The sequence below is a fragment of the Amycolatopsis sp. NPDC050768 genome, assembly GCF_040654155.1.
Lineage (GTDB): Bacteria > Actinomycetota > Actinomycetes > Mycobacteriales > Pseudonocardiaceae > Amycolatopsis.
Genome location: NZ_JBFAHL010000013.1, coordinates 140,210 through 164,797 on the forward strand (window position 1 = coordinate 140,210; position 24,588 = coordinate 164,797).

The 24,588-nt window shown below is 69.5% G+C and carries 23 protein-coding genes and 1 tRNA gene; 11 read left to right on the forward strand and 13 right to left on the reverse strand.

Going from position 1 to position 24,588, the window contains the following annotated elements; genetic code table 11:
• Positions 1 to 32 precede the first annotated feature (32 nt).
• Genes arsB through AB0H62_RS33115 form a run of 3 tightly spaced genes read left to right on the forward strand, consistent with a single transcriptional unit; the run spans position 33 to position 2,856 of the window.
• Positions 33 to 1,139 carry an ACR3 family arsenite efflux transporter gene (gene arsB, locus AB0H62_RS33105; RefSeq protein ID WP_304504309.1) on the forward strand — a complete coding sequence of 369 codons (1,107 nt, stop codon included), beginning with the start codon at positions 33 to 35 and terminating at the stop codon, positions 1,137 to 1,139.
• The gene (locus AB0H62_RS33110; protein WP_360590463.1) at positions 1,136 to 2,491 is read left to right on the forward strand and encodes an FAD-dependent oxidoreductase; all 1,356 of its coding nucleotides are present in this window, start codon (positions 1,136 to 1,138) and stop codon (positions 2,489 to 2,491) included. The genes arsB and AB0H62_RS33110 overlap by 4 nt, the downstream gene beginning before the upstream one ends.
• A gap of 23 nt (positions 2,492 to 2,514) precedes the next feature.
• The gene (locus AB0H62_RS33115; RefSeq protein WP_360590465.1) at positions 2,515 to 2,856 is read left to right on the forward strand and encodes a metalloregulator ArsR/SmtB family transcription factor; all 342 of its coding nucleotides are present in this window, start codon (positions 2,515 to 2,517) and stop codon (positions 2,854 to 2,856) included.
• A gap of 4 nt (positions 2,857 to 2,860) precedes the next feature.
• On the opposite strand, the gene AB0H62_RS33120 is transcribed toward AB0H62_RS33115, so the two are convergent.
• Complete coding sequence (locus AB0H62_RS33120; protein ID WP_360590467.1) at positions 2,861 to 4,075, reverse strand: MFS transporter; 1,215 nt, start codon at positions 4,073 to 4,075, stop codon at positions 2,861 to 2,863.
• Positions 4,076 to 4,080: 5 nt separating this feature from the next.
• On the reverse strand, positions 4,081 to 5,418 hold the full coding sequence (locus tag AB0H62_RS33125) for an FAD-dependent oxidoreductase (protein WP_360590468.1): 1,338 nt from the start codon (positions 5,416 to 5,418) through the stop codon (positions 4,081 to 4,083).
• Between the two features lie 102 nt (positions 5,419 to 5,520).
• Between AB0H62_RS33125 and AB0H62_RS33130 the strand changes: the two genes are divergently transcribed.
• Positions 5,521 to 6,360 carry a GNAT family N-acetyltransferase gene (locus AB0H62_RS33130; RefSeq protein WP_360590470.1) on the forward strand — a complete coding sequence of 280 codons (840 nt, stop codon included), beginning with the start codon at positions 5,521 to 5,523 and terminating at the stop codon, positions 6,358 to 6,360.
• A gap of 312 nt (positions 6,361 to 6,672) precedes the next feature.
• On the opposite strand, the gene AB0H62_RS33135 is transcribed toward AB0H62_RS33130, so the two are convergent.
• Positions 6,673 to 6,996, reverse strand: coding sequence for a hypothetical protein (locus tag AB0H62_RS33135; protein ID WP_360590472.1), 324 nt, complete (start codon positions 6,994 to 6,996; stop codon positions 6,673 to 6,675).
• A 389-nt stretch (positions 6,997 to 7,385) separates the two neighbouring features.
• A complete protein-coding gene (locus AB0H62_RS33140) occupies positions 7,386 to 7,964 on the reverse strand; it encodes a TetR/AcrR family transcriptional regulator (protein ID WP_360590474.1) in 579 nt (192 codons plus the stop codon).
• Between the two features lie 91 nt (positions 7,965 to 8,055).
• Between AB0H62_RS33140 and AB0H62_RS33145 the strand changes: the two genes are divergently transcribed.
• Together AB0H62_RS33145 and AB0H62_RS33150 are read left to right on the forward strand one after the other, a co-directional pair.
• Positions 8,056 to 8,502, forward strand: a complete 447-nt coding sequence (locus AB0H62_RS33145; RefSeq protein WP_360590476.1) for a DUF1772 domain-containing protein — start codon at positions 8,056 to 8,058, stop codon at positions 8,500 to 8,502.
• 87 nt (positions 8,503 to 8,589) lie between these two features.
• A complete protein-coding gene (locus tag AB0H62_RS33150) occupies positions 8,590 to 8,940 on the forward strand; it encodes an antibiotic biosynthesis monooxygenase family protein (RefSeq protein WP_220243718.1) in 351 nt (116 codons plus the stop codon).
• A gap of 327 nt (positions 8,941 to 9,267) precedes the next feature.
• On the opposite strand, the gene AB0H62_RS33155 is transcribed toward AB0H62_RS33150, so the two are convergent.
• Complete coding sequence (locus AB0H62_RS33155) at positions 9,268 to 9,744, reverse strand: DIP1984 family protein (RefSeq protein WP_360590478.1); 477 nt, start codon at positions 9,742 to 9,744, stop codon at positions 9,268 to 9,270.
• A gap of 212 nt (positions 9,745 to 9,956) precedes the next feature.
• Here AB0H62_RS33155 and AB0H62_RS33160 point away from each other — a divergent pair, with 212 nt between their 5' ends.
• Positions 9,957 to 10,301, forward strand: a complete 345-nt coding sequence (locus AB0H62_RS33160) for a hypothetical protein (RefSeq protein WP_360590480.1) — start codon at positions 9,957 to 9,959, stop codon at positions 10,299 to 10,301.
• A gap of 150 nt (positions 10,302 to 10,451) precedes the next feature.
• Positions 10,452 to 11,447, forward strand: a complete 996-nt coding sequence (locus tag AB0H62_RS33165; RefSeq protein WP_360590482.1) for a VCBS repeat-containing protein — start codon at positions 10,452 to 10,454, stop codon at positions 11,445 to 11,447.
• A 169-nt stretch (positions 11,448 to 11,616) separates the two neighbouring features.
• Here AB0H62_RS33165 and AB0H62_RS33170 read toward each other — a convergent pair.
• Positions 11,617 to 11,690 (reverse strand) — tRNA-Leu (locus AB0H62_RS33170).
• A 122-nt stretch (positions 11,691 to 11,812) separates the two neighbouring features.
• Between AB0H62_RS33170 and AB0H62_RS33175 the strand changes: the two genes are divergently transcribed.
• On the forward strand, positions 11,813 to 12,034 hold the full coding sequence (locus AB0H62_RS33175) for a DUF3618 domain-containing protein (RefSeq protein ID WP_220243712.1): 222 nt from the start codon (positions 11,813 to 11,815) through the stop codon (positions 12,032 to 12,034).
• A 105-nt stretch (positions 12,035 to 12,139) separates the two neighbouring features.
• On the opposite strand, the gene AB0H62_RS33180 is transcribed toward AB0H62_RS33175, so the two are convergent.
• Both AB0H62_RS33180 and AB0H62_RS33185 read right to left on the reverse strand, forming a co-directional pair.
• Positions 12,140 to 12,592 (reverse strand): hypothetical protein, encoded by a 453-nt coding sequence (locus tag AB0H62_RS33180; protein ID WP_360590484.1) that lies wholly within the window; start codon positions 12,590 to 12,592, stop codon positions 12,140 to 12,142.
• A 220-nt stretch (positions 12,593 to 12,812) separates the two neighbouring features.
• Positions 12,813 to 13,412 (reverse strand): TetR/AcrR family transcriptional regulator, encoded by a 600-nt coding sequence (locus tag AB0H62_RS33185; protein WP_255638397.1) that lies wholly within the window; start codon positions 13,410 to 13,412, stop codon positions 12,813 to 12,815.
• Positions 13,413 to 13,482: 70 nt separating this feature from the next.
• Between AB0H62_RS33185 and AB0H62_RS33190 the strand changes: the two genes are divergently transcribed.
• Positions 13,483 to 14,943, forward strand: a complete 1,461-nt coding sequence (locus AB0H62_RS33190) for an NAD(P)/FAD-dependent oxidoreductase (protein ID WP_360590487.1) — start codon at positions 13,483 to 13,485, stop codon at positions 14,941 to 14,943.
• A gap of 231 nt (positions 14,944 to 15,174) precedes the next feature.
• Here AB0H62_RS33190 and AB0H62_RS33195 read toward each other — a convergent pair whose 3' ends face one another.
• The 5 genes from AB0H62_RS33195 to AB0H62_RS33215 form a co-directional block, all read right to left on the reverse strand.
• A complete protein-coding gene (locus tag AB0H62_RS33195) occupies positions 15,175 to 15,669 on the reverse strand; it encodes a helix-turn-helix domain-containing protein (RefSeq protein WP_220247062.1) in 495 nt (164 codons plus the stop codon).
• Positions 15,670 to 15,852: 183 nt separating this feature from the next.
• A complete protein-coding gene (locus AB0H62_RS33200) occupies positions 15,853 to 17,289 on the reverse strand; it encodes an LCP family protein (protein WP_360590632.1) in 1,437 nt (478 codons plus the stop codon).
• Positions 17,290 to 17,738: 449 nt separating this feature from the next.
• Positions 17,739 to 19,898 carry a phospholipase gene (locus tag AB0H62_RS33205; RefSeq protein WP_360590489.1) on the reverse strand — a complete coding sequence of 720 codons (2,160 nt, stop codon included), beginning with the start codon at positions 19,896 to 19,898 and terminating at the stop codon, positions 17,739 to 17,741.
• A gap of 238 nt (positions 19,899 to 20,136) precedes the next feature.
• Positions 20,137 to 21,363 (reverse strand): GGDEF domain-containing protein, encoded by a 1,227-nt coding sequence (locus AB0H62_RS33210; RefSeq protein WP_220243708.1) that lies wholly within the window; start codon positions 21,361 to 21,363, stop codon positions 20,137 to 20,139.
• 726 nt (positions 21,364 to 22,089) lie between these two features.
• Positions 22,090 to 23,304, reverse strand: coding sequence for an MFS transporter (locus AB0H62_RS33215; protein ID WP_255638396.1), 1,215 nt, complete (start codon positions 23,302 to 23,304; stop codon positions 22,090 to 22,092).
• A 390-nt stretch (positions 23,305 to 23,694) separates the two neighbouring features.
• On the opposite strand from AB0H62_RS33215, the gene AB0H62_RS33220 reads away from it, so the two are divergent.
• Positions 23,695 to 24,588, forward strand: a complete 894-nt coding sequence (locus tag AB0H62_RS33220; protein WP_360590492.1) for an SDR family oxidoreductase — start codon at positions 23,695 to 23,697, stop codon at positions 24,586 to 24,588.

Genomic DNA, 24,588 nt, shown 5'->3' on the forward strand with positions numbered 1-24,588 from the left:
CATCCCCGTCCCGACTTCTGGAGGCCCGGTCCGTGACCCAGACCGCTGACAACACAACAACACCGGCCGAGGGCGATGTCCTGCGCCAACTGTCCTTTCTGGACCGTTTCCTGCCCGTGTGGATCATCGTCGCGATGGCGCTCGGGCTGCTGCTGGGCAGTGTGATTCCCGGCCTGCAAGGCGTGCTGGACGCGGTGAAGATCGGGCAGGTGTCGCTGCCGATCGCGCTCGGGCTGCTGCTGATGATGTACCCGGTGCTGGCGAAGGTCCGCTACGACAAGGTCGGTACCGTCACGCGTGACAAGCGCACGATGGTGCTCTCCCTGCTGCTGAACTGGATTCTGGGTCCGGCGCTGATGTTCGCGCTGGCCTGGCTACTGCTGCCGGACCTGCCCGAGTACCGCACCGGGCTGATCATCGTCGGCCTCGCCCGATGCATCGCCATGGTCATCATCTGGAACGACCTCGCCTGCGGCGACCGCGAAGCCGCCGCGGTGCTGGTGGCGCTCAACTCGGTGTTCCAGGTGATCATGTTCGGGGTACTGGGCTGGTTCTACCTCGACCTGCTGCCCGGCTGGCTGGGCCTGCAAAGTCAGAGCATCTCGTTCTCTCCGTGGGAGATCGCGCTGTCGGTGGTGATCTTCCTCGGGATCCCGCTTGCCGCCGGTTACCTGTCCCGCCGCATCGGGGAACGGACCAAGGGCCGCACCTGGTACGAAGGCAAGTACCTGCCCAAGGTCGGGCCGATCGCGCTGTACGGGCTGCTGTTCACCATCGTCATGCTCTTCGCGCTGCAGGGCGACAACATCACCTCGCGCCCGCTGGACGTCGCGCGAATCGCGCTGCCGCTGCTGGCCTACTTCGCGATCATGTGGGGCGGCGGCTACCTGCTGGGCAAAGCTGCGGGGCTCTCGTATTCGCGCACGACGACGCTGGCGTTCACCGCCGCGGGCAACAACTTCGAGCTCGCCATCGCCGTCGCGATCGGGGTGTTCGGGGTGACCTCGGGGCAGGCGCTGGCCGGGGTGGTCGGGCCGTTGATCGAAGTACCGGTGCTCGTCGGCCTTGTGTACGTGAGCCTGTGGCTGCGCCGGCGCTGGGCCGATCCGACCCCGCAGGCTGAAGGAGAACACCCATGACCCGCGTGCTGGTGATCGGCGGCAGCGATGCCGGGATCAGCGCGGGTCTGCGCATCCAGGAACTGGACACGAACGTGCGGCCCACGCTCGTGGTGGCCGACGCCTACCCGAACTTCTCCATCTGCGGCATCCCCTACCACGTCTCCGGCGAGGTCCCCGACTGGCGCGCTCTCGCGCACCGCACCCGCGCCGACCTCGAAACCGCGGGTCTGGGCCTGCGGCTGAACACCCGCGCGACCCGCATCGACCCGTTCGCCCGCACCGTCACCGTCGTGGACCACGACGGCCGCCACCAACTGCCCTACGACGAGCTGATCATCGGCACCGGCGCGGTCCCGATCCGTCCACGCATCGAAGGGATCGACACGCTCGGCCCAGCTGACGGGGTGCACCTGCTGCACACCATGGAGGACACCTTCACCCTCACCGACACCCTGGCCCGTCAGCCGGAGTCGGCCGTGGTTGTCGGTGCCGGCTACGTCGGCTTGGAGATGGTCGATGCACTGCGCGCCCGCGGAATCGCGGTCACCCTGGTCGAAACGCTTCCCGAAGTTCTGTCCACTGTGGACTCCGAGTTGGGTGCTCTTGTGCGCGCCGAACTTCGGGCCCACGACGTCGACGTGCACACCGGAACCACGGTGCACCGCGTCGAACGGCACGCGGGCCGATTGCGGGTGCACGGCAGCGACGGCTTCATCCGCACCACCGACGTGGTGCTGGTGGTCGTCGGCGTCCACCCGGACACCGCGCTCGCCGAAACTGCCGGAGTCAAGCTCGGCGTGCGGGGCGCGATCGCCGTCGACCGCTGGATGCGCGCCACCGTCGACCACATCTTCGCCGCCGGCGACTGCGTGCAGACCTACCACCGCCTCCTCGGCACCGACACCTACCTGCCGTTGGGCACCACCGCGCACAAACAAGGCCGTGTCGCCGGGGAAAACGCACTCGGCGCCGCCCGCCGGTTCGCCGGCTCGTTGGGCACGCAGGTGGTGAAGGTGTTCGACCTCGCGATCGCCCGCACCGGCGTCCGCGACCGCGACGCCGTCGGCTTCCGCCCCGTCACCCACGAGACGGTCGCCGACGACCACAAGGCCTACTACCCCGGCTCCCGCCCGATCCACCTGCGCATCACCGGCGACGCGACGACCGGCCGGCTGCTGGGCGCACAGCTGGTCGGGCACCGCGACAGCTCGGTGCACAAACGCGTCGACGTCCTCGCCACGGCGATCCACCACGGCATGACCGTCAGCGACGTCGAAGACCTCGACCTTTCCTACACCCCGCCCCTGGGTAGCCCGTACGACGCGGTCCAGGTCGCCACCCACGCCTGGACCCAGCAGCACGGCGACTGACAACGCCTTGCGAAGATCACCTGATGCCCGACTCGACGCCTCCGCCCACCGCCTCCGGCGCGCCGTTGGCGAAGGCGCCGCTGTCGGCCGAGCACGCCGTAGACCTGGCGACCGGGTTCAAGGCCCTGGGCGACCCGGTTCGGCTGCGGCTGCTGTCGCTGATCTGCGCGTCGAATGGCGATACGTCCGTGAGTGATCTGGCTGCGGCGTTCACGCTGTCCGGGCTGACGATCTCGCACCACCTGAAGGTGCTGCGCGAAGCCGGCCTGATCGAGGCGTCGCGCCGCGGCACCTCGATCCACTACCGGCCGCGAGGCGCGGCGCTGGACGGATTGGCCGGCCGGCTGGCAGCACCTGGATCCTGAGAGATCAGGGAGTTCTCCGAGCCGGGGTGGCTGCGAGGGCCAGGACAGCCGCGGCGACGTTCACCGCGGCGAGGACGAGGAACGCCGGGGTGTAGCCGCCGAACAGGGTGGCGAGGCCGGCGCCGGCGAACGGGGCCAGGGCCATGGTGATGGTCATCGGCGCCGAGAGCAGCCCGTTGAGGCGGCCGTAGTGCGTGGCGCCCCACCGGTCGGTTATCGCGGTGGCTTGCAGCAGGGTGAAGATCCCGCGCGCCATGCCCGCCACGATCGCGGCCGCGATGAGCGCGGCGGTGGAGGTGAGCACGCTGAGCAGGGCGGTGGTCAGGGAGGTCGCCAGCAGGATCAGCGCGGTGCGGGTCCGAACGCTGGTGCGCCGGGTGAGGGTGGCGTAGCCGAGCCGGCCCAGCACCTGCCCGGCGCCGCCGAGGCCGAGCGCGAGCGCCGCGGTGCCGACGCTGACGCCACGTTCGGTCAGCAGCGGCACCAGGTTGACCACGACGGCGAACACCGAGAACGTCGCCAGGCTCATCGCCACCACCAGCGTGCGGAACGCCCCGCTGCGCGCGACCTGTGAAGGATCGGCGTGCTGACGCTGCTCGGTGTGGTGCTCGGCGTGTGGCCAGGGCCCGCGCAACCCCCAGAAGTGCCCGGGAACCGTGATCACCGCCAGGATTACCAGCAGCACGAGATAGGTCCGGCGCCAATCCAGATCTGCCGCGAGCAGCGCGGTCAACGGGGCGAATACGGTGCTGGCCAGTCCGCCGGCCAGCGTCAGCACGGTCAGCGCCGACACCCGCCGCGGCCCGTACCAACGGGTCAGGGCGGCGAAGGCGGGCGCGTAGAGCACTGCGCTCATCGAAGCCCCGACCACGGCCCACGCGACGATGAACCACGCCAGCGACTGCGCGGTCGCGACCGCGATCACCGCCGGAACCGCGAGCAGGGAGCCCGCGGTCATCACCGCCCGCGGGCCCCGCCGGTCCAGCCACCGCCCGACCGGGATCCCCGCCAGCGCCGACACCAGCTGCGCCCCCGAGAGCGCGGCGATCACCGCCGTGGTCGGCCACCCCGTGTCGCGGGCGATATCCGGGGCGAGCACCGGGAACGCGTAGTAGAGGATGCCCCAGCTGGTGATCTCGGTCAGGCACAAGACCGCCAGCACGCGGCGCAGTCCCGACGCCGGCAACGTGCCCGGGTGCGTGGTGGACTCGGTCGTCACCGGGTTCAGTTCCCGCGCGCGGGCGGCGCCGAGAGCGTCAGCACCTCCGGCTCTGCCGGACCGCAGCAGCCACCAGCGGCGGAATCCTCATCGTCGAACAGCCCGGCGCCGCCGCACACCCCGGTTTCGGCCAGGATCAGCTCCACCCGCGCGGCGGCCTCGTGGTCCCCGGCCAGCTCGGCGGCGATGCTGCGGACCTGCTCGTAGCCGGTCTGGGCGAGGAACGTCGGCGCGCGGCCGTAGCTCTTCATCCCGGCCAGGTAGAAATCCTGCTCCGGGTGCGCGAGTTCCTTGGCGCCGTGTGGGTAGACGGTGCCGCACGAGTGCACGTTCGGATCCACCAACGGCGCCAGCCGCACCGGTGCCTGCAACGTCGGGTCCAGCTCCAGCCGGATCTCCGAAAGCCACGCCAGCTGCGGACGGAACCCGGTCAGCGTCACGACTTCGTCCACCTCCTCGAGCCGCTGCCCGGCCGCCGACACCAGCGTCAGCCGGCCCGCGGCGTCGCGCTCGACGGTCTCGGTGCGGAACCCGGTCACCACCGTGATCAGCCCCGCCTCCACCGCGGCCTGCGCGCGTTTCCCCAGCGCGCCCCGCGCCGGCAACTGGTCCGCTTCACCGCCGCCGAAGGTGTTCCCGATTCCACCACGTCGCAGCACCCAGCTGATCCGCGTCGAGGAGTCCTGCTCGGTCAGCCCGGACAATGCCACCAACGCTGTCAGCGCGGAATGCCCGCTGCCGGCCACCACGATGTGCCGACCGGCATAGCGGTCACGCGTCGCCGTATCACCCAGATCCGGGACGCGGTAGACGATCCGGTCCGCCGCCGCGGCCTCACCGATCGCCGGCAACCCTTCACCGCCCAGCGGATTCACGCCCACCCACGTGCCGGACGCGTCGATCACCGCCCGCGCGAAGACGCGCTCCTCGGCGCCGTCGGCTGCCCGCACGTGCACCGAGAACGGCTCGGCGTCGCGACCGCTGTCGACAACTCGATCCCGGCCACGGCGCGCGACGCCCACGACTTCGGCGCCGAACCGCACCCGCCCACCGAGCGCGTCGGCGAGCGGCCGCAAGTACGACTCGGCCCACTCGTGGCCGGTCGGGTAACCGCTGCTGTCCGGGCGAATCCAGCCGGTGGGTTCCAGCAGCCGGCCCGCCGCCGGGTCGACCAGCTCCGACCACGACGAGAACAACCGCACGTGGCGCCACGCCGCGACCGCCGCCCCCGCACGATCCCCCCGCTCCAGCACGAGCGGCTCCAGCCCCCGCTCCAACAGCTGCGCCGCGGCCGCGAGCCCCACCGGGCCCGCGCCGACCACCACCACCGGCAACTCGCTCATCCCCACCACGCTCCATCGATCGGGCTCGATTAATACGGTTCGGACTGTATCGACGCGAATCGATGGATGCAACCATCGATTCGGATCGATACACTGGCGGGCATGCCGATCGCGCTGCCCCGGGCCCAGGTCCTGCCCACTACGGACGCCGCCACCTACGCCGAGTGGTTCGCCTGCCTGGCCGAACCCGTGCGCGTGCGGCTGCTGCACGCCGTGGCGACCACCCCGCGCGGCCTGACAGTCGGCGCACTCACCGAGATCCTCGGCACCAGCCAATCCACCACGTCCCACCACGTGCGCAAGCTGGCCGACGTCGGGTTCGTGCACCTGGAGAAGATCGGCACCGCCACCGTCGTCACCGTCAACGAAGCCTGCTGCTCCGGCCTCCCGCACGCCGCCGACGCCGTCATGGGCCTGCTCGGCCCCCGCCCCTGCTGCCCTGACGACATCCCGGCCGACGTCACCGTCCGCGCCCTCGAACCCGGCGACTGGGCCGCCGTGCGCCGCATCTACGGCGAAGGCCTCGCCACCGGCATCGCCACCTTCGACACCACCGTCCCCACGCGCGCGAGTCTTGACGCGAAGTGGCTGCCCGAGCACCGCTGGATCGCCGAAGCCGACGGCCAGGTCGTCGGCTGGACCGCCGCCAGCCCTGTGTCGTCGCGGGAGTGCTACGCCGGCGTCGCCGAAACGTCGGTCTACGTCGCCGAAACCCACCGCGGCCGCGGCGTCGGGAAAGCCCTGCTGCGCAAGCAAGTCATGGCCGCCGACGACGCCGGCATCTGGACCCTGCAAACGTCGGTCTTCACCGAGAACCGCGCCAGCCTCGCCCTGCACCACTCGGCCGGCTACCGCACCGTCGGCATCCGCGAACGCATCGCCCAGCGCGACGGCAAATGGCACGACACCGTCTTCCTCGAACGCCGCAGCCCCGTCAGCTGACCAGCCCACCACCGCCGTCGGCGACGCCCACAACACTGTCGTGTCGACGGGGGCGCGTCTTGAGCACGACTGTCCAAAGCGGCAGGTGTTCGGGTGTTTCGGGGGAGTGGGCCTAGCGCAACACAATCCGAACTCTTCGGTCCTGGTCGAGGGGTCGGCGATTGTCATCAAGCCGGTCGGAATCCCGACCAGGGGAAGCCAGTCCGACGCTGTGCGCAGCGTGAGGTGAAGCAGCGTCTCGACTGTGGCCACGTCGGCTCTGCGTTGGCATCAGGGACTGTTGCCGCTGGTCCGGATGGCGTCGACGTGCGATTACCAGGTCTCCAGCCAGTCGGTGTACCAGCTGCGGAAGTTGGGGCTTTCCGGTACGAAGCCGCCCCAGTCCGGATCGGTCTGCCAGACTTCGCCGGCGAGTGGGCCGTTGAGGATAAGCCGGGAGAACATGCCGCCGCCCTGTTCGGCCAGCACGAGCGTGCCTGGGGTCAGCGCATCGACGGCGGTTGCGTTGATGGGGCCGGGCCGGGGTTCGGTGAGCGGGAATGGCTTGGCGAGCCGGCCCGGCAGCCGGTCTTGGTCCCACTCGTCGTCGACGGCCCATTCGTCGCCGGCTTCCGGGCGGAGGACGGTCAATGGCATCAAGCCGTGGTGGGGCCCGGCGGGGCCATTGCCTACCACTGAGACGAAGGACCGGTACTCGACCGGTAGATCGATGCCGTGAGATTCCTCGAACGCTCGGATCTGTACTTCCGGAAGGGGAGGTGCCAACTCGTACCGGTGTGTGCTCGCCCCGAACCGATCCCTCCCTGGGGCACGAACTGCCATCGCCCGTAGCCGTGCGCGTACGCCGATCGCGTCCCAGCCCGCCATCCAGCGACCGTAACAACACGCCCGTTTCCCATCCGCCACACTGCCGCGATGCGCGCGTCGACACGGACTGATCTGGATCGTCGGCACGTGGACGGCTTGGGTCTCAGCGAAGCTCAGGCGCACGCCTCCGTCGGCTGGGTGCCCGTCGGGACCGCGCGTCAAAGCACAGCGAGCCGGTCTACCAGCAGTTCCACCCTCGGCTCGGTGCCCTCCGGCGGCAGCCGTCCCGCTCGGGTCAGGGTGGCCAGCCCGTGCAGGGCCGCCCAGAACGCCTCGGTGAACAGTCCAGGGTGGACGCCGTCCCCGGCGACCTTGCCGAGAGTCTCCAGCAGAGTGGCGAAGGCGTCCTTCAGCGGCTCCGGGGTGTCCTCGTTCGCGAACATCAGGCCGCCGTCGAGCTGGAACATGGAGTCGTAGACCGCCGGGTTGTGCTCGGCGAAGTCGAGGTAGGCGCGGGCGAGTGCGGTGACCCGGGCGCGCGGGCCGTCCGCGGCGGAGGTCGCGGCCCGCAGCGCCGCGGCCATCTCGGTGGCTCCCTCGAGGGCGACGGCGCCGATGATCTCGCGCTTGCCGCGGAAATGGCTGTAGAGGACGGGCTGGCTGTACTCGATGCGCTCGGCGAGCAGGCGGGTGGTGACCGCGTCCCAGCCCTGCTGCTCGGCGAGTTCGCGGGCCGTCGCCACGATGAGGCGTTCGCGATCCGCCCGTTCGCGTTGCTTGCGTTCCTGTACCGACATGGTTGAAGTCTAGCACCGCTAGACAATCGAGCGGCAGTAGTACTAGCGTTGCCTCAGCAGCTAGCAACACTAGATTTTCTGGAGGGACATCATGCTCGGCACGCTCGAGGTCGTCACCATCGTGGTGGTCGGGGTGATGGTGGGGGTGGAATTCTCCGTCGCCTTCGTCATGAACCGGATCTTCAGCGGACTCCCCGACGACAGCAACCAGGCCGCCCGCTCCCACGGGGGCCGGATGCTCGGCGCGCTCATGCCGTTCTGGTACATCGGCTCGCTGGTCCTGAGCGCGGTCTGGGCCATTACCGGATGGCAGCACCCTGGAACCGGTCTCGTCGTCATCGCCGCCGCGCTGCTGATCGTGAGCGTGATCATGTCGCTGCTGCTGCTCGTCCCGATCAACAATCGGGGCAAGACGTGGACCGCTGACAACCGGCCCGCCGACTGGAAGCAGCAGATGGACCGCTGGGACCGCTACCACTACGTCCGCGTCACCGTCATCATCGCCGCCTTCGCCCTGCTGGTCGCCGCTCTCACCTGAGCCTGCGGGCTCACCCGCCCGGTTAACCCCAGGACGCGGGCGCCGGCGACACCCACTGACCGATGATAGAGAGAGGAAGTGCCGAGAATGGCCAAGCTGCAGAGCCTGGACCCGAATACGCCGATGTTCGCGCAGTTCAAGGAGAAGACCGGACCCATCGTCCTGGTCAACACCTTCTTCGTTCCGAAGGAGGGGGCTGAAGCGTTCTTGGCCCTCTTTCGGAGGCAGGCGGAGTTCATGAAGGCTCAGCCGGGATTCGTCTCCCTGCAGATGCACAAGGGAACGGCGGACAGTCGACTTCTGATGAACGTCGCGGCCTGGGAGTCGACCGAGGCTCTCGCCACGGCGTTCGGCAGCCCCGAATTCCAGCGCATGGCGGCGGAGTTCCCAGACGACATCGTGTCGTACCCGCACATCTTCGAGCAGATCGACGTATGACACGGCAGTTGTAGCCGGGGGAGGGCAGCCGGGAGAAGCCCTGCCTTCTCCCGGGCAGTCACGCATCCATGCACCATGCCGGGTCGCCGACCCCCTGGCACTGTCCTGACACGGAATACCCCTTACCCGCCCTCGCCTTCCCGGGGAACCAGCACGTGGTGGTGAGGTGTGCCGCGTGCGCGGTCACCTGTGCGCGGTGCTGGGCTGCGCTGTCCGATGGGGAATTGAACCCCTGCGTTGCCCGCCACGCGCCAGGAGCCGGATTGGCCGCCGGCCCTCGGCTTGTGCTCGCTTTCCCCGGGCGGTTACCTGCTTCCGTGCCGCCGGTCAGTGGAGGAGGTCGGCCTCCCAGTTGGTGCGCTGGATGTCGATGTCGAGGTGGCGCAGCTCGAGCGCGACGCGGTCGGCCTGCTCACGCAGCTCGGCCACCGAGAGGGCGGCCAGCTGCCTCAGCTCGGACCGCAGCTGGCGCCCCATAGTCTGCCCGCGCCCCGCTGCGGCGTCGGCCGCCCCGGTGAGCACGGAGTGGCGCAGGCGCAGCATGTCGCGGCGGGCGAGGGCGTCGGTGACGGTGCCGTCGCCGAGCGGGGTCTGCGCGTTGGTCCGGTTGATGCGGCGGATCAACGCCTCGAGTTCGGTGAGGACGGTCCCGGCCTCGGTGAGCAGCTCGGCCGCGTCCTCGGACGGTGGCTCGCCTTCCTGGTAGCGGGCGTTCGCGACGATCCGCGTGCGCAGCTGCTCGATCCGCTTTGCCGCGTCGGCACGCAGCGCCAGTGCCTCCGCGAGCTTCATCTCCTCGCTCATGCCGCGAGAGTAACGGCGATCAACTTCGGTTCCTACTCTGGCCTGGCGTCATCGGGTTCACTCTGCTCCCTCGGCGGGCCGGCCGGACTCCCCTCCCAAGGCAGGGGCCCTGTCATCGGGCCCATGCAGGCCCACTCGGGCCTGCGTTCCCGGGCCGCGGCAGCCGCGACGGATGTGGACCCGGTGATTGCCGGGGGGTGAGGAGGACGATGATGCGCGTGACGCAGAGAAACCCAGTGCTCAAACTCGCCGACCTCCGCCAGACCTGTTCCCTGCTGCTGGACGAGATACAGCGCCGATTCGGCGATCAGATCAACCTGGCTGACGTGCCCATCGACTACTACTGGAACGTGGACCTGGCCGCCGCGTTCGACATCCACCAAGGTCCCGAAGCGCACCTCGACTGCGGCCAGAGCAGCGACGACTTTGCCGAAGTGACAGCCGCGGCCCAGCGCGGACCACAAGACGTGATCGCGCTTTGGCACGACCTCGACCACCTGGCCGGAGTCCTGCGGCTGCTGGCATTCCTCGACCTACCCACCAGGCCTGCTCGGTGAGTCGGCCCCGTGGATGTGTCCGTAGCCGATCCGCATGGTCCAGACCGTAAACCCCGAGAACGTGACATTGGCGCGGACAGCGTGCCGCAGTAACGTTTCCCGGCTGCGCGCGCGACCTCAATACGGCAAAGCCGACACGAAGGGGACGTGATGCGAGCTCTTGTAATGGCCGGTGTCGCCGGTCTGCTGCCCTTGACCCTCACCACGCCGGCGGCGGCGTCCGGCGTGCCGGAGCAGTGGTCGACCGGACCGTTCACCGCGCAGGTCGCGGTCAGGGCCGGGGACGTCAACGGCGACGGCAAGGACGACCTCGCCGGCTTCAACGCCTTCCAGAACGCGTGCTACGTGAAGCTGTCGACCGGCTCGGGCTTCCAGCCGCAGCAGGATTGGAGCCTGTGCGCGAATAGCCTCGACGACAGTCCGTACTACGGATACTTCCTCGGCGACGTGGACAACGACGGCCGCGCGGACGCCATCACGGTCCGGCCGCACACGATTGCGACCCCGAGCGTGCGGGGCATCTTCGTGGCGAGGTCGCGCATCTACTACCCCGGCGACGAACGGTTCGAGTTCCCCACACAGTGGCTGGACAACAACATCGCCGGCGACCAGGCGAACCTGACGGCGGACCTGGACGGCGACGGGGACACCGACGTGATCGGCTTGTCCGCCGGGACCCCAGCACTGGCGGCCAGGTCGAACGGCACCACGATGCTGCCATTGACAGCGTGGGGTCCGGACACCCTCCGCGGAGAGAAGGCGACACTGGCGGCGGACGCGACCGGTGACGGCCTGGCCGATTGCATCCTCGTCGACTCGGGCGGTACGCGCGTGGTGCCGGCCACCACCGAGACCCGCTGGTTCGTCACCTCGCCGCAGCAGTGGTCGACCGCGCCGTTCCACGGCACCAAGAAAACCTTCACCGGGGACATCGATGCCGACGGCAAGGCCGACCTCATCGCCGTCAACGACACCGACGTGCAGGTAATGCGCTCCACCGGTGCAGGCTATTCCGCGCCCGAAGTGTGGTACGCGGGCTCGTTCTCCGGCACCAGGGACACCCTCACGGCCGATGTGGACGGTGACGGCGATACCGACCTCGTCGCGGTGAACGACACCGACATCTGGGTGTTGCGTTCGCAGTAGGACTCAGGAGTCCAGCACGACATCCGACGCCTATGCCGTGGGCCGAGTCAGGCTTGTCGGGTGTGGCCTTCGTGTTGTGTCACACTTCGCGAGTTGCGATCGGTAACCCCTTCGAGCCGTAAATCCGCAGGTCAAGAGGCTCGAAGGGGCTACCGATGCTTCGGGGTTGTGGGGCCGGAGAGACTCGAACTCTCACTGGCACGGACCTAAACCGTGTGCCTCTGCCAATTGGGCTACGGCCCCGCGAAAGCCTGGTGAATCGTAGCGCGCGGCACGTTCGGGGTGGCTCGGCGTGGCCAGTGGCCGTGAGGGGGGTGTCGTCCTCTAACGTGGGCGCCTACAGTCCGACGCGGCGAGGAGGGCACGTGGCTCGCGACCCCGAGACCATCGAGCGTGAGATCGAGCAGGCCAGGACGGCGCTGACGGCGACGCTCGACCAGCTGGGCACCAAGGCCAACCCCCAGAAGCTCGCGGACCAAGCCAAGAACGGCATCCGCGCGAAGCTGGACAACCCCAAGGTCAAGTACCCGCTCATCGGCGTCGGGGCGTTGATCCTGGCGCTGCTGGTCCGCAAGCTGTTCCGCTGATCCACCGATACGTCTGAGCGGGCCCGGAGACGGGTCCGCTCAGACGTATGCAGGTATGAAAGATCGACAAAGCGACAACTGGCCCGGCGTGAAGGAACGGCGGTGTCAGGCGCGCGGGGAGACCGTCGGCTTCGAGGTGGGGACGGCGGGCGTCTCCTCGGCCTTGCGGTCCTCGACTTCCTTCGGCAGCTGCTTGCTCGGCGGAAGCTGAGGCTTGGCCGCAGCGGGAACGCCAGCCGAGGAGGAAGCACCAGCCGAGGCCGAAGCGGCGGCAACAGCCGGCTTCGAAGATCCCGACGGCGGCACCTCCAGCGGCTCGATGTCCGGCAGGGTGAGCCGCGCGGTCATGTAGGAGCTGGTGAACTCCAGGGCGCTCCCGTTGAGCAGGTGCACGACCGTGGGTCGCCCGTCCGGGGCGAGCTCGTCGACGAGCTGGTCCGCGCGGTCACGCGCGGCGATGATGCCCGGCGCTTTCGCGGTCCGTGCCCCGCCGCGGCCGCTGACGGTGATCGTCCAGTCGTCGTTTTCGTGCGCGTACGTCGCTGTGATCGTCTCCACTACCTCACCCCTCTCGCCATCAGCATGCGTCACTGGCCGAGACTCGGCCACCGCACACTCATGACGTGATTTCTGCGCCCCCGCGCAACCCGCGACTGTCCATCAGTCTTTCTACAGGGTTCTCGATACCGTAAAGAAACTCTGTGTCACAAGACACGGGAGGGGATTCGCACTGAGTGACGACCGAATGGCCTAGCGCGCGTGCATTTTCACGCGCACCTCAGCGGGCGCGCGGTGACAGTCCGGACCAGAGCATGTTCATGGCGTAGTCGGTCGCCATCTCGGGTGTCACGTCCGGGAAGCGCTCGCACCAGATCGCGAGACGCTCGCACGCGCCGACCACGAACTCGGCCGACGCTTCGGCGCGCAGCTCGTCCGAGTCGTCGAAGTGGCCGCTCATCAACGCCGCGATCAGGTCCGTCTGCTGCCGCCGTGTCTGCTCGATCTCGTCGGCCGCAGGTGTGCCGATCAGTGCCATCTCGTGCCGCAGCAGCGACCAGGCCTCCCGGCGGTCGCGGATGAAGACGAAAAACGCCAGCAGCCCGCGGCGCAGCGCGTCCTCGGCGGAAACCGCGCCCACTGTCGCCTGTTCGGTCACCTCGCGCAGCGCCGCCCGCGACTGCCGGATGCATGCCAGCAGCAGGCCTTCCTTGGAGTGGAAGTACTCGTACAGCATCGGCTTCGACACACCCACGAGCTCGGCGATCTCGTCCATCGACGCCGCACCGTAGCCGCGCTCGGTGAACACTCGTTCGGCGACCTCGATCATCTGCCGTTCGCGCTCGGCCCGGGGCACGCGCTTGCGTTTCGCGGTGGTCACGAGAACACTCTACCGGCGGTAACCTACTCTAAGTAGGATGGACTTCGAGTAACACTAAACGGGAGGGCGCATGGGCAACCGCACCGAGACCGGGGTGATCGTGGTCGGGACCGGGTTCTCCGGCCTGGGCATGGCCATCCAGCTGCGCAAGGACGGCCGCGAAGACTTCGTGATCCTCGAGAAGGCCGACGACGTCGGCGGGACCTGGCGCGACAACAGCTATCCCGGCTGCGCCTGCGACATCCCGTCGCACATGTACTCGTTCTCCTTCGAGCAGAACCCCGGCTGGTCGCGCGCCTACTCGCCGCAGCCCGAGATCTGGAGCTACCTGCGCGGCGTCACGGAGAAGTACGGTCTGCGCCGCTTCTTGCGCTTCGGCCAGGAGATGACCGGCGCACGCTGGGACGCCGACGAGAACCGCTGGCACGTCACCACCAAGTCGGGCGACGAGTTCGTCGCCAAGGCCCTGGTCGCGGGCGTCGGCGCGCTGCACCGGCCGCAGATCCCGCGCCTGCCCGGCATCGAGAACTTCGCCGGGCCGGCGTTCCACTCCGCGCAGTGGGACCACGGCGTCGACCTCACCGGCAAGCGCGTCGCCGTGGTCGGCACGGGCGCGAGCGCGGTGCAGTTCGTGCCACAGATCGTCGGGCAGGTCGAGAACCTGACGCTCTTCCAGCGCACCCCGCCGTGGGTGATGCCGAAAGCCGACCACGACATGCCCGGCTGGGCCCGCGGCCTGTTCAAGGCGGTCCCGCTCGCGCAGCGCGCCTATCGCGACGTCCTGTACTGGATGCTCGAGGCCCGCGCCATCGGCTTCAACGGCCAGCCGTGGGTGATGCAGCTCGGCCAGCGGATCGCCAAGCGCAACATCGACCAGGCCGTGGCCGACCCGGCTCTGCGCGCGAAGCTGACACCCGACTACACCATGGGCTGCAAGCGCGTCCTGATCTCCAACGACTACTACCCGGCCCTGGCCAGGGACAACGTGGACTTGGTCACCGAGGGTGTCACCGAGGTCCGCGAGCACAGCGTGGTCGACGCCGCCGGCGTGGAGCACGAGGTCGACGTGATCATCTACGGCACCGGCTTCCACGTCACCGACGCGTTCGACACGCTGGAGATCGTCGGCCGCGACGGGCGCAACCTCGCCAAGGAGTGGGCGGCCGAGGGGATGCGCACGCACCTCGGCATCACAGTCAACGGGTTCCCGAACCTGTTCTTCCTGCTCGGCCCGAACACCGGACTCGGCCACAACTCCGTGGTGTTCATGATCGAGTCCCAGATCTCCTACATCGCGCAGGCGCTGCGACTGGCGGGCGACCGCGCGATCGACCCGCGGCCACAGGCGCAGGAGGCGTTCAACACCGACGTGCAGCGCAAGCTCGCGAAGGGGATCTGGACGCAGGGCGGCTGCAAGAGCTGGTACCTCGACGCGAAGGGCGTGAACCGCACGATCTGGCCCGGCTTCACGTGGCGGTACTGGCTCGACACGCGCACGGTCCGCCGGGAGGACTACGAGCTGCTGGGCTGACAAGGCAGGGCACAAAAGGGGTACGAAGGGGACTTTCGCGGCAGGGGAGGAGGCGCGAAAGTCCCCTTCGTAGCTTGTGGGGAGGGCAGGAGGGCGCGCCGAACAAGCCCACGGACGGCGGTGGGCGTGCTCGGGTCAGGGATGAGGGGGCGGGGGCTTTCGCGACCCTCGACAACGCGAAAGCCCCCGGCCGGGACCGGCGAAACGGCCCGGGTCAGCTCCGCCCGTGGCTCAGGCGGGTGCGAGTTTGCGCAGATGGCTGATCAGGTCGACGACCTGCAGGTCGCACAGCTCGGCCATCCGCTCGAGCGCGGCCAGGTCGAGCGACACCTCGGCCGGGCCCGAGCTCACCGTGGTCGCGCCGGCTCCCGGATCGCCGCGGCGCAGCCGGTCCTCGGCCCAGCGGCGCAGCGGCAGCAGCTCGGGCGAGGCCTCGGCCACCACTCGCCGCAGGTCCACCCGCACGCGTCCGGGCTCTTCCACGAACACGCGCCGGTGGACCTTGGCCAGCAGGTCCTGGGGCAGCTCGTCCATCGCGACGCACAACTCGACCAGGCGCACCACAGAACACTGCCGCGTGCCCAGCTCGTACGTCGCCAGCGTCTGCAGGGAGATCTCACTCTGCAGATGCGTGTTCAGCTCCTTGCGCGTCCAGCCTCGCCTGCGCCGGAGCTTGCGGAGCTCGTCACCGAGTATCCGCTGGTAGTGCTCAGCGTCGATCACCACTTCCTCGTCCCCTGCCCTGCTCACGCTCTCACACGCGGCGTCCGCTCTCGTGACTGCGAACGCGTGCGCGTCTCACGTGTATGAAAGTGGGCAGTGCGCTTTTCCTTACGCGGTTTCGGGCAAGTCTTTGGTGACGATTTCGCAGACTGCTCCGAACGGAGGAACCGCGGTGCGCTGAACAGGTCAGTTGACGCAGGGAACGCCGTCGGCCGTGATCGGCTTCTGGTCGTCGCCGGCGGCCGGCGGGGGTGCCGGGGTCGACGCGGGCGCGTTGGCCGAGCCGGCCGGCGCACCGGAGCCGGCGTTGTCGGCGCTCGGCTGGTAGTCCGAGCCGAGGAACACCATCACGTGACCGGCGCCGACGCTCTTGTCCTCCTGCACCGTGGCCTTGGTGCCGAGCGCGTCGGCCACGGCGTTACCGGAGTCCTCGCCGCCGGAGGGCACCCAGATCACGGTGGTCTTGCGCGAGGTCGCGTTGGCCGTGTCGCCCGCGGTGAAGCCCTTGCCGGTGAGCTGCTTCGACACGCTCGCGGCCAGGCCCGTGCGGCCCGAAGCGTTGCGGACGTCGACGGTGGTGCCCTTGTTCGCGTCGTTCGCCGGCGGCGCCTGTTCTTGTTGACCCGCCTGCTGGCCGGGCTGCGGACCGGCGAGGCCCTGCACGAACATCTTCACGGCCTGCGGGTCGACCTTGATGGCGTCGCCGTCGCTGGGCGTCTTGTACGCGACGTTCTCCACCGGGATCGTGCGGAACTCGAGCTGTCCGCCGGTGAGGCCCTTCATCTGCTGGGCGAAGCTGAAGATGTCCCAGTTCTGGTTGAGGACCACCGACTTCTTGATGGCGTCGATGAGCGCGTTGAGCTTGCCCGGGTTGGTGAGCGTGCCGGCCGAGAGCACCTTGCGCGCCATCCCGGCCATGAACACCTGCTGGCGCACCACCCGGTCGAGGTCACCGCGCGGCAGGCCGTGGCGCTGCCGGACGAACTCCAGCGCCTGCACCCCGGAGATCGTGTGAACGCCCTTGGTGAACTTCGCGCCGGAGTAGGAGTCGTCGACGTTGTTGTTGAGGCACACGTCGACGCCACCGATGGCCTGCGTGATCTCGCTGAAGCCGAGCAGGTTGATCGCCGCGTAGTTGTCGATCGTCGAGCCGGTGAGCGCCTCGACGGTGGTGATGAGCTCCTTCGCGCCGGCCTGGTTGGCCTTGACGTCGAGCTCCTTCGGGTCCGTCACGCCCTGCTGCTGCAGGTCCTTGCGCGCCTGCAGCATCGCGCGGGGGTACGCGGAGTTGATCTTGTGCTCGCCGAAGCCGGGGATGTTCACGTACGAGTCGCGCGGCAGCGAGATCGCGACGGCCTTGCTGCCGTCGTTCGGGATGTGCACGAAGATCAGCGAGTCGGTGTTGAGCTCGCCGTCGGCCTCGCCCGCGTGTAGTTGGGCGAGCAGCTGCGGGGAGAGCGGGTTGCCCTGTGCGTCGGTGCGGCTGTCGAGACCGACCATCAGGATGTCGCGCGCGCCGTCGGCGGGCTGGTCACCGCCTGACTGAGGATTGATCACGTCGGCGTAGTTCAGGCCGTTGACCAGGCCCTGCAGCGACGCCCACGCGTAGCCGGTGAAGGCCATGACCAGCAGCGACACCACGGCGAGGGTGATCTTCGCGCCGCGGTGCGAGCCGCGCCGGCTCGAGCGCCGCGGCGGCGGGCCGGACCGGCGCTGCGGCGGACGCGACGGGCGGTGCTCGGCGTCGCGGGGGCCGCGCGGCTCGGCGCGGTCACGGGCGGGAGGCGGCACCCGGCGTCCGCTCGCGCGCCCCGGCGGGTCCTGCCAGGGGCGGGCGGGGCGTCGGTCGCCTTGCCCGTTCCGAGGCGGGTGATCCACGCGGTCCGCTCCTTCTGCTCGTCCTTCTGCCTGTCACTGTCCGGTTCCCCGGACCTTGAAGACGCATGGTGCCGGGACGGGGTTGCGGCGGGTTCGCACCTCCCCCGGCCGGTGTGGCCTGCACCACCCATGGTCCGCCAAACCGGGCGCGTTCGCCTGGCCGGTTGTGTGCGTGTCGCGTTTCGAGTTTCTCGTCAAGAAGTCGCGCTCGCAGCGCGGCGCCGGGGAACCAGGCACGAACCGGCCGCGACCAGCGCAAACACCGCCGTCGCCGCGTGCAGGACCACGGTCGGCGGGCCGGCCGACGAGACCATCAGCGCCGGGCCACAGGCGAGCGCGCAGACGAACCACGTGCCCGCCGACGCGGTGGCGCCCGTGCGGACGGTGTGCAGCAGGAGCACGCCGAGAAGCAGGTGCACGAGGCTCTGCACCGGGTCGAGGTGCAGGCCGAGGAAATCGGCGTCGGCGGCGACGTCGCCGAAGCGGGCCAGCGCGAGCCCGAAGACGCCGAGTGTCGCGAAGCCGATGCCGAGCGCGGCGGCCGCTCTCGTGAGCAGCACCGGCCGCCAGCCGGTGGCCGTGCGGGGTCTCGGCGGGGGCGGCGCGGGTTCGCCGTGGCCGCGCGGGTGGCGTTCGAACCACCAGAACACGCACCCCGCCGGCACGAGCAGCAGCGCGATCGCCATCGCGGTGCGCGGCTTCACGAGCCAACTCAGCCCGTCGGCGATCGGGCCCGGCAGGTAGACGACGGCGACGAGCAGCAGCATCGCCGCCAGGAACGCCAGGTACAGGCTCATCGGCGCCCGCAGCACGAACCCGGTCGCGCGGCTGACCCGCGGCCGCGCCGCGACGCGCACCAGCCGTCCGCCGAGCAGGCCCGCCAAGCCGAGCTGGGTCACGCCGAGCAGCAGGACCTCCCACGGCGGCGCTGACAACGCGGCGGGCGCGCCCGGGCTACCCAGCAGGATCGGCGACGCGCCGAGCGCGAAGGTGGCCACGGCCAGCGCGCCCACCCCGGCCACGGCGGCGCCTGCCAGTACCGGCCGGGGGAGCCGCACCCCGTCGGCGTGGGCGAACGCGACCTGCTGGGCCAGCAGCGCGAGCGCCAGGGTGGCGCCGTAACCGGGCAGCGGCGAGCCGGACCAGGCCGCGACGGCCTCGCCCGCGACGACGAGCGCAAGCAGGCCGGCCACCGACCACAGCCCGGCGCGGCGGTGCAGCGCGAGCAGCGCGGGCGCGCAGACGATCGTCAGCAGGTACACGCCCAGCAGCCACAGCGGGTGCAGCGCGATCCGCATGACCGTCGCGTTCGTGCCTGCGGGGATGCCGAGCAGCTCCAGCGCCAGCGGGACGAGCAGGGCGACCACAGCGAAGATCAACGCGGGGCGGAGCAGCGGGCTCGCGCGCTCGGCGAGGTAGTGGCGGTAGCCGCGGTCGCGTTCGGCCAGCCAGCCGGTGACGTTCGCGTAGCCGCCCGCGAAGAACAGCAGCGGGGTGAGCTGCGCGAGCCACGTCAGCGGCCACCACGCGGACTCGGGCGCGCCCGCCCAGTCGGCCAGCGCCGTCGCCGATTCGCCGAGCACGAGCAGCACGGCCGAGGCAGCGCCGAGCACGGCCCAGCGCGTGGGAGGACCGGTCGCGGCGCGAGCGGGTCGCGGGGTGGCGCGCCGGGCCGTGTGCCAGCCGCGCAGCCGGAACACGAGCAGGCAGCCGATCACGAGGACGCCGGCGACCATCGGCCCGATCGGGTCGGCGACCGGCGGTCCCCACCGCTGGTGCCACGAGTTCACGACGAGCCCGGCGGAGTAGAGCGTGGCGACGACCTGGCAGGTGCCCGGCGAGCCCATCGGGTTCACCACGCACGCGTGGTGCATGTCCTGCGACAGCCGCGCGTCGAGTGAGGCCCGCACGCTCTGGTCGAGCGGGTGGCCCTTCTTGTCCGCGTAGCGCAGCAGGTCGTAGCCCAGGTCGTGGGCCTTGCACGGCACCGCGTAGTCCCACTTGGTGTTGTCGTCGCCCCAAGGGGTGGAGCACCCGCCGTCGACGTGGACGGCGCGAACGGTCCCGTCGCGCGCCGCCAGCGCACCCGGCGTCACGCCGCTGACGGCGGTGAAGTCCTCGGGCAGGAGCGCCAGCGCGGTGGGCTGCGGGCCGGGGTGGGTCAGCGCGGCGATGGCGTTCTGCGCGGCCAGCACGTCGCCGGTCGGCGGTCCCTGGTCCGGCGGTGACGCCGGGCGCGAGGCGATGAGCCCGAAGCCGAAGACGACGAAGAGCACCAGCAGCAGCCAGCCCGACGTCGACCAGGGACGGCGGGCGCGAGCGGCGGCCGGAGGACGGTCGTCGGAGGCGGGCATGCGCTCAAGGGTGCCAGCCCCGCCCGTGCGGCGGCATGGGGATGACCCCCGGAAGGGGTGGGGATCTCCCCGGGTTCGGGCCGGGCACCATATTTCAGGGGATGGTGAATTGCATCACAGTCCCTTTTTCGCGACTTTCGGTCACGGAGAGCGAGCTCTGACTGAATTCGCCGTCCGTTTTCGGGGGGTCGCCGGTCCAACGCGATTAATCGCAATTGGTGGCGGGCGGCGATTTCGCTCAGGCCACGCGCGGCGGCGGATCCGCGTCGGCGAACCGGACTTGATTCCGGCCGCCTTCCTTCGCGGTATACACGGCGGCGTCGGCCGCGTGCAGCAACTGTTCCACCGTCGATCCGTTCGGCCCGAGCAGTGCCACTCCGATCGAGGTGGTCCGACCGGTGATGCGGGCGCGCCCGCCGCGTTTGTCGGTGGTCACGATCTGCTGTTCGGCGATCGCGAGACGGATCCGTTCGGCCGCGACCTTGGCGGCCGTTTGGTCCACGTCCGGCAGCAGGATCAGGAATTCCTCGCCGCCGAAGCGGCCGATGATGTCCCTGGGACGCGTGATGTCGTCCAAGGTCTGGGCCACGGTGCGCAGGACGTCGTCGCCCGCGGGGTGGCCGTAGGTGTCGTTGATCCACTTGAAATGGTCCAGATCGATCATCAGCAGCGCCAGCATTTCGTTGCTGCGTGCGGCTCGCGTCAAGGCGCGGTCGGCTGATTCGGACCACCCGCGCACGTTGAAGATGCCGGTCTTCGGGTCCGTGCGCGCCTCGGACTGCAGCTGGTTGATCTCGGCGAGCCGGTTGCCCAGCACGGTGATGAGCACCAGGATCACGATCGCCGGTGGGAAGTTCACCAGGAGGATCGTGGCGATCGTGCCGAGACCGATTGTCGAGAGCTCCAGCAGGTTGTCATCCTTGGTGCCCAGCACGTTGCTCAGCGTCGGGGCGGAAGTTCCGCCCAGTGCGAGCAAGCTGCCGATGACGATCGCCTGCAGCGCCGCGTAACAGAAGCCGACCAGCATGAGGATGCCGAAGAGCCTCAGTGAATTGCCCGGGGAGAGGTTCTCGAGCTCCGCCGAGGCGAAAGTCTGGTAGAGCTGGTGCGCCGCCAAGGCCGACACGGCGTGCGTGAACGAGGTGAACACGAACTTGTGCGGAGGCCGCCGCGAGTTGAACCACCGCTGCCCGCGGACGATGACGATCAGCAGCAGTGTCAAGTGGATCGGCAGCAGCAGTGCGCCGGGGAACACCCAGATCCCCGACAGGTCGATGTGGACGGCCGTCACGCGGTTGCGCCGCCGCTCCTCCTGCCGGCGCGTGAGCTGGATGTGCACCGTGGCGCACACGGCGAGGATGCCGAACCGGGCCCAGTCCAGAGCCGTGGTGGGCCCGCCGGTGACGATCCCGTACGTCAGCAGGCCGACGGCAAGCGCTTCCCAGGAAAGCAGGAAAACGATCATCGGCCGCGGCTTGGTCCACAGATCCCACGACCGCACGGGATTGCCGGAAATCAACTCACCGAGCCGTTTGCCGACACCCTGCGATCGCGCGGTTGCTTTTTGTGTAGCACTGTGTGCATCCCCGGAAGAATCTTGGGACTTCGGTGCGTGATCATGGGAGGGTGTGGGTACCCCGCGATTGGAGTCCGTCGGTTCACCGTGCGCGTGTCCGTTCTCGGGCATCGGGCTCGGCCTCCTCCGGTCTCTCGGGTGGTGCGGGTCTGGTGGTATCCACTGTGGTGCTGTTATCGCTTACCGGTATCATCGCACTCACCGACTTCCCGGCGGTGGGCCCTCCGCGAGGGCTGAATTCGTGTTCCGTCCAACCGTGTGCCTCTTACCCGGAGGTGCCTTCCCCCGATGGCTGGTGAACCCTGAATGCGAATTGCAACGCCAGTCGCTGAGCCGTGCCCTCCAGGAGGTGTTTTCCCGATGCGTGACCGCGAAGCCTGAATCGTTCTTGTCTGTTTGCCCGGAAATTGTCAGTGCACTCAGTTCGAGGAGGTGTCCGACCGTGCGTGACCGCGAGGCGTGATTCCGGTGACCGGCAACCAAGAGTTCGTGACAGCGTGAGCAAAGGAGAGTCGCGATGCGTGACCGCGAAGCCTGAGAACAAGACGCTCCCCGAGACTTCGATCCGGAGGTCAGAACCGGATCGCCCCGGCCGGTGAACGAGCCGGCCACGACTCAGAGCCCGGTATCGGCTGCGACCGCGTGCCGCACCCGGGTCCATGAGAAGGCGGTGGGGATGGCCAGCGCCACGCCGAGCAGACCGGCGAGCGCGATGGCGGTGACCGCGGACCCGGTCACCTGGGCAACCACCCCACCCAGCGCGACCCCGACTCCCTGCGCGACCCGCAGCCCGGTGCGGTAGAGCCCGCCGGCGCCGCCGCGCAGCTCGTTCGGCACCCAGGTGGCGAACGTCGCGGTGACCGTGATGATGTACGCGCCCATCGCACCCGCCAGTGCGAGGAGCACGAGAGCCAGCGCCAGGTTCGGCTGGAGCAGGAACAGCGCGAGCAGGGCCAGCGACGTCGTCGCGAGGATGCCCAGCAGACGCAGCCTGACCTGGGCGGACGCGAACTTCGAGAGCAAGTAGGCACCGGCCACGAACCCCAGCGGGTCGGCAGCCAGCAGCCAGCCGACGGCCGTGGACGACGCGCCGAGCTGCTCCGCCAGCGGAGCCGCGAGCCCTTCGGGGACCACCGCGAGCCCGACCAGCCACGACAGCGCGATCAGGACCCGCAGCCTGCGCTGTCCGAACACGAACCGCGTGGCCCCGAACCACGTCGTCTGCTCGCCGCCCGCGGCCGGGCGATCGTGCACCCACACGCGCACGATGAGCGAGGCAACGGCGAAGCTCACGGCGTCGATCGCCAGCGCCCACGACGTGCCCACGAACGTCACCAGGAGGCCGCCGCCCGCGAGCCCCACCAGCATCACCGTGTTGGTGGTGATCCCGCGCAGGTCCTGGCTGCGCAGGTAGATTTCATCGTCGGTGAACACTTCGCGCGTGATGGCGTTCTGCGCGGCGTTGGCGGGTGACGCGGCCAGCTGCACGGCCACGAGCAGGCTGCACAGCACGGCCAGTGGCATGCCCGGCAGGCTCATCAGCCCCACGAGCACCGCCTGCACCGCGGCGCTCACGCTCAGCACCGCGCGGCGCCGGTAGCGGTCGGCGAGGAAGGACAGCCCGAGCCCGCCGGCCAGCGCGGGGAGGAACGTGAGGGCGTAGACGACGGCGGCCCAGAGGGCCGAGCCGGTGCGGTTGTAGACGAGGATGGCGAGCGCCACCTTCGCCAGCTGGTCGCCCGCGCTCGAAATGGCCTCGGCCGCCCACAGAACGCGGTACTCGACGTTCCGCAGTGGCGCCGTCAGCCGTGGCGTGGCGTGGGTCGTCACAGGGTGACCACTTCCCCCTCCCCGATCGGGTGAACGTGTCCGGTGGGCATTCTGCCTGGACTGTGACGGCGACCCCGAGGGAGTCACAGTTCCCGGCAGCGGGACAACAATCAGTATGCCGCTGATTACGCGCGGGCGAACAGTAGAACCAGCGTTCTCCCGGGTTGGGCTGTTCAAGGGGGCCCGGACCAGGTCGGGCGGAACCCATTCCCGGTCGGTGCTGACCAGTCCGGAGGTACCGGAGGACTGATCGTGCGTAACTCGCTCGTCGCATGACGGACACCGTTCGTCGCCGTCGCCCTGTATCCCGTGCCGAATGGCCCAACACTGGAAATGAGCCCGGCGGAGCGACCCCTCGCCCCGCCGGTGCCTGGCAGTGGGGAGATAGTCATGGACAGGCTCATGCAGGACAAGGCCGTGGTCGTCACAGGCGCAGGCCGGGGACTCGGCGAGGCGTTCGCCGTGCACGTGGCCCGCGCGGGCGGGGCCGTGGTGGTCAACGACGTCGACGCCGGGCTCGCCGAGCGCACGGCCGAGACGATCCGGCAGCACGGCGGCCGGGCCGTCGCGAGTGGACACAGCGTGGCCGACCCGGCGCAGGCCCAGGCGATCGTGGACCTGTGCGTGGGTGAGTTCGGGCGGATCGACGGCCTGGTCAACAATGCCGGGCTCAACTACGAGTCCCTGCCGTGGGACGACAGCGTCGACCAGGCCAGGGAGCTGGTCGAGGTCAACGTCCTGGGCGTGATGTACACGGGGCTGGCGGCGATCAAGGCGATGGTCGCCGGGGGGATTCACGGGTCCATCGTGAATATTTCGTCGGGCGCTTCGCTGGGGCAGCGCAAGCTCGGCGTGTACGCGGCTTCGAAGGGCGCGGTTGCTTCGTTGACGTATTCGTGGGCCCTGGACCTGGAGGAGCACGGGATCCGGGCCAACGCGGTCTGCCCGGTGGCGCACACGCGGATGGTGTGGAAGTCGGAGCGGGCGTTGCGGGCTTGTCCGCCGGAGCGGACGCCGTCCCGGATCGCGCCGGTGGTGTTGTTCCTGCTCGGGGATGGGTCGGCGGGGATCACCGGGCAGATGATCCGGTGCAACGGGCCACAGCTGCATGTGATGGGGCAGCCGTTCCTGAAGCAGCCGATCCTCGAGCGGCAGGTGTGGGACACGGAGACAGTGCAGAACGCCTTTGACGAGGTGTTTTCGGCGCACCTGGAGAACTACGGGCTCGAGAAGCGCGTGCCACCGCGGTTGAGAAAGTGGAAGGACAGCAGCCGGATCGCCTGA

Excerpts from the sequence above, each read along its gene's own strand:
- AB0H62_RS33130 (WP_360590470.1), top strand. The coding sequence starts at position 5,521 with ATGCCGATCGCGCTGCCCCGGGCCCAGGTCCTGCCCACTACGGACGCC.
- AB0H62_RS33145 (WP_360590476.1), top strand. The coding sequence starts at position 8,056 with ATGCTCGGCACGCTCGAGGTCGTCACCATCGTGGTGGTCGGGGTGATG.
- AB0H62_RS33135 (WP_360590472.1), bottom strand. The coding sequence starts at position 6,996 with ATGCCATTGACCGTCCTCCGCCCGGAAGCCGGCGACGAATGGGCCGTC.
- AB0H62_RS33165 (WP_360590482.1), top strand. The coding sequence starts at position 10,452 with ATGCGAGCTCTTGTAATGGCCGGTGTCGCCGGTCTGCTGCCCTTGACC.
- AB0H62_RS33205 (WP_360590489.1), bottom strand. The coding sequence starts at position 19,898 with ATGCCCGCCTCCGACGACCGTCCTCCGGCCGCCGCTCGCGCCCGCCGT.
- AB0H62_RS33125 (WP_360590468.1), bottom strand. The coding sequence starts at position 5,418 with ATGAGCGAGTTGCCGGTGGTGGTGGTCGGCGCGGGCCCGGTGGGGCTC.
- AB0H62_RS33115 (WP_360590465.1), top strand. The coding sequence starts at position 2,515 with ATGCCCGACTCGACGCCTCCGCCCACCGCCTCCGGCGCGCCGTTGGCG.
- AB0H62_RS33150 (WP_220243718.1), top strand. The coding sequence starts at position 8,590 with ATGGCCAAGCTGCAGAGCCTGGACCCGAATACGCCGATGTTCGCGCAG.
- AB0H62_RS33140 (WP_360590474.1), bottom strand. The coding sequence starts at position 7,964 with ATGTCGGTACAGGAACGCAAGCAACGCGAACGGGCGGATCGCGAACGC.
- AB0H62_RS33155 (WP_360590478.1), bottom strand. The coding sequence starts at position 9,744 with ATGAGCGAGGAGATGAAGCTCGCGGAGGCACTGGCGCTGCGTGCCGAC.
- AB0H62_RS33220 (WP_360590492.1), top strand. The coding sequence starts at position 23,695 with ATGGACAGGCTCATGCAGGACAAGGCCGTGGTCGTCACAGGCGCAGGC.
- AB0H62_RS33210 (WP_220243708.1), bottom strand. The coding sequence starts at position 21,363 with ATGATCGTTTTCCTGCTTTCCTGGGAAGCGCTTGCCGTCGGCCTGCTG.
- AB0H62_RS33200 (WP_360590632.1), bottom strand. The coding sequence starts at position 17,289 with ATGGCCTTCACCGGCTACGCGTGGGCGTCGCTGCAGGGCCTGGTCAAC.
- AB0H62_RS33190 (WP_360590487.1), top strand. The coding sequence starts at position 13,483 with ATGGGCAACCGCACCGAGACCGGGGTGATCGTGGTCGGGACCGGGTTC.
- AB0H62_RS33110 (WP_360590463.1), top strand. The coding sequence starts at position 1,136 with ATGACCCGCGTGCTGGTGATCGGCGGCAGCGATGCCGGGATCAGCGCG.
- AB0H62_RS33160 (WP_360590480.1), top strand. The coding sequence starts at position 9,957 with ATGCGCGTGACGCAGAGAAACCCAGTGCTCAAACTCGCCGACCTCCGC.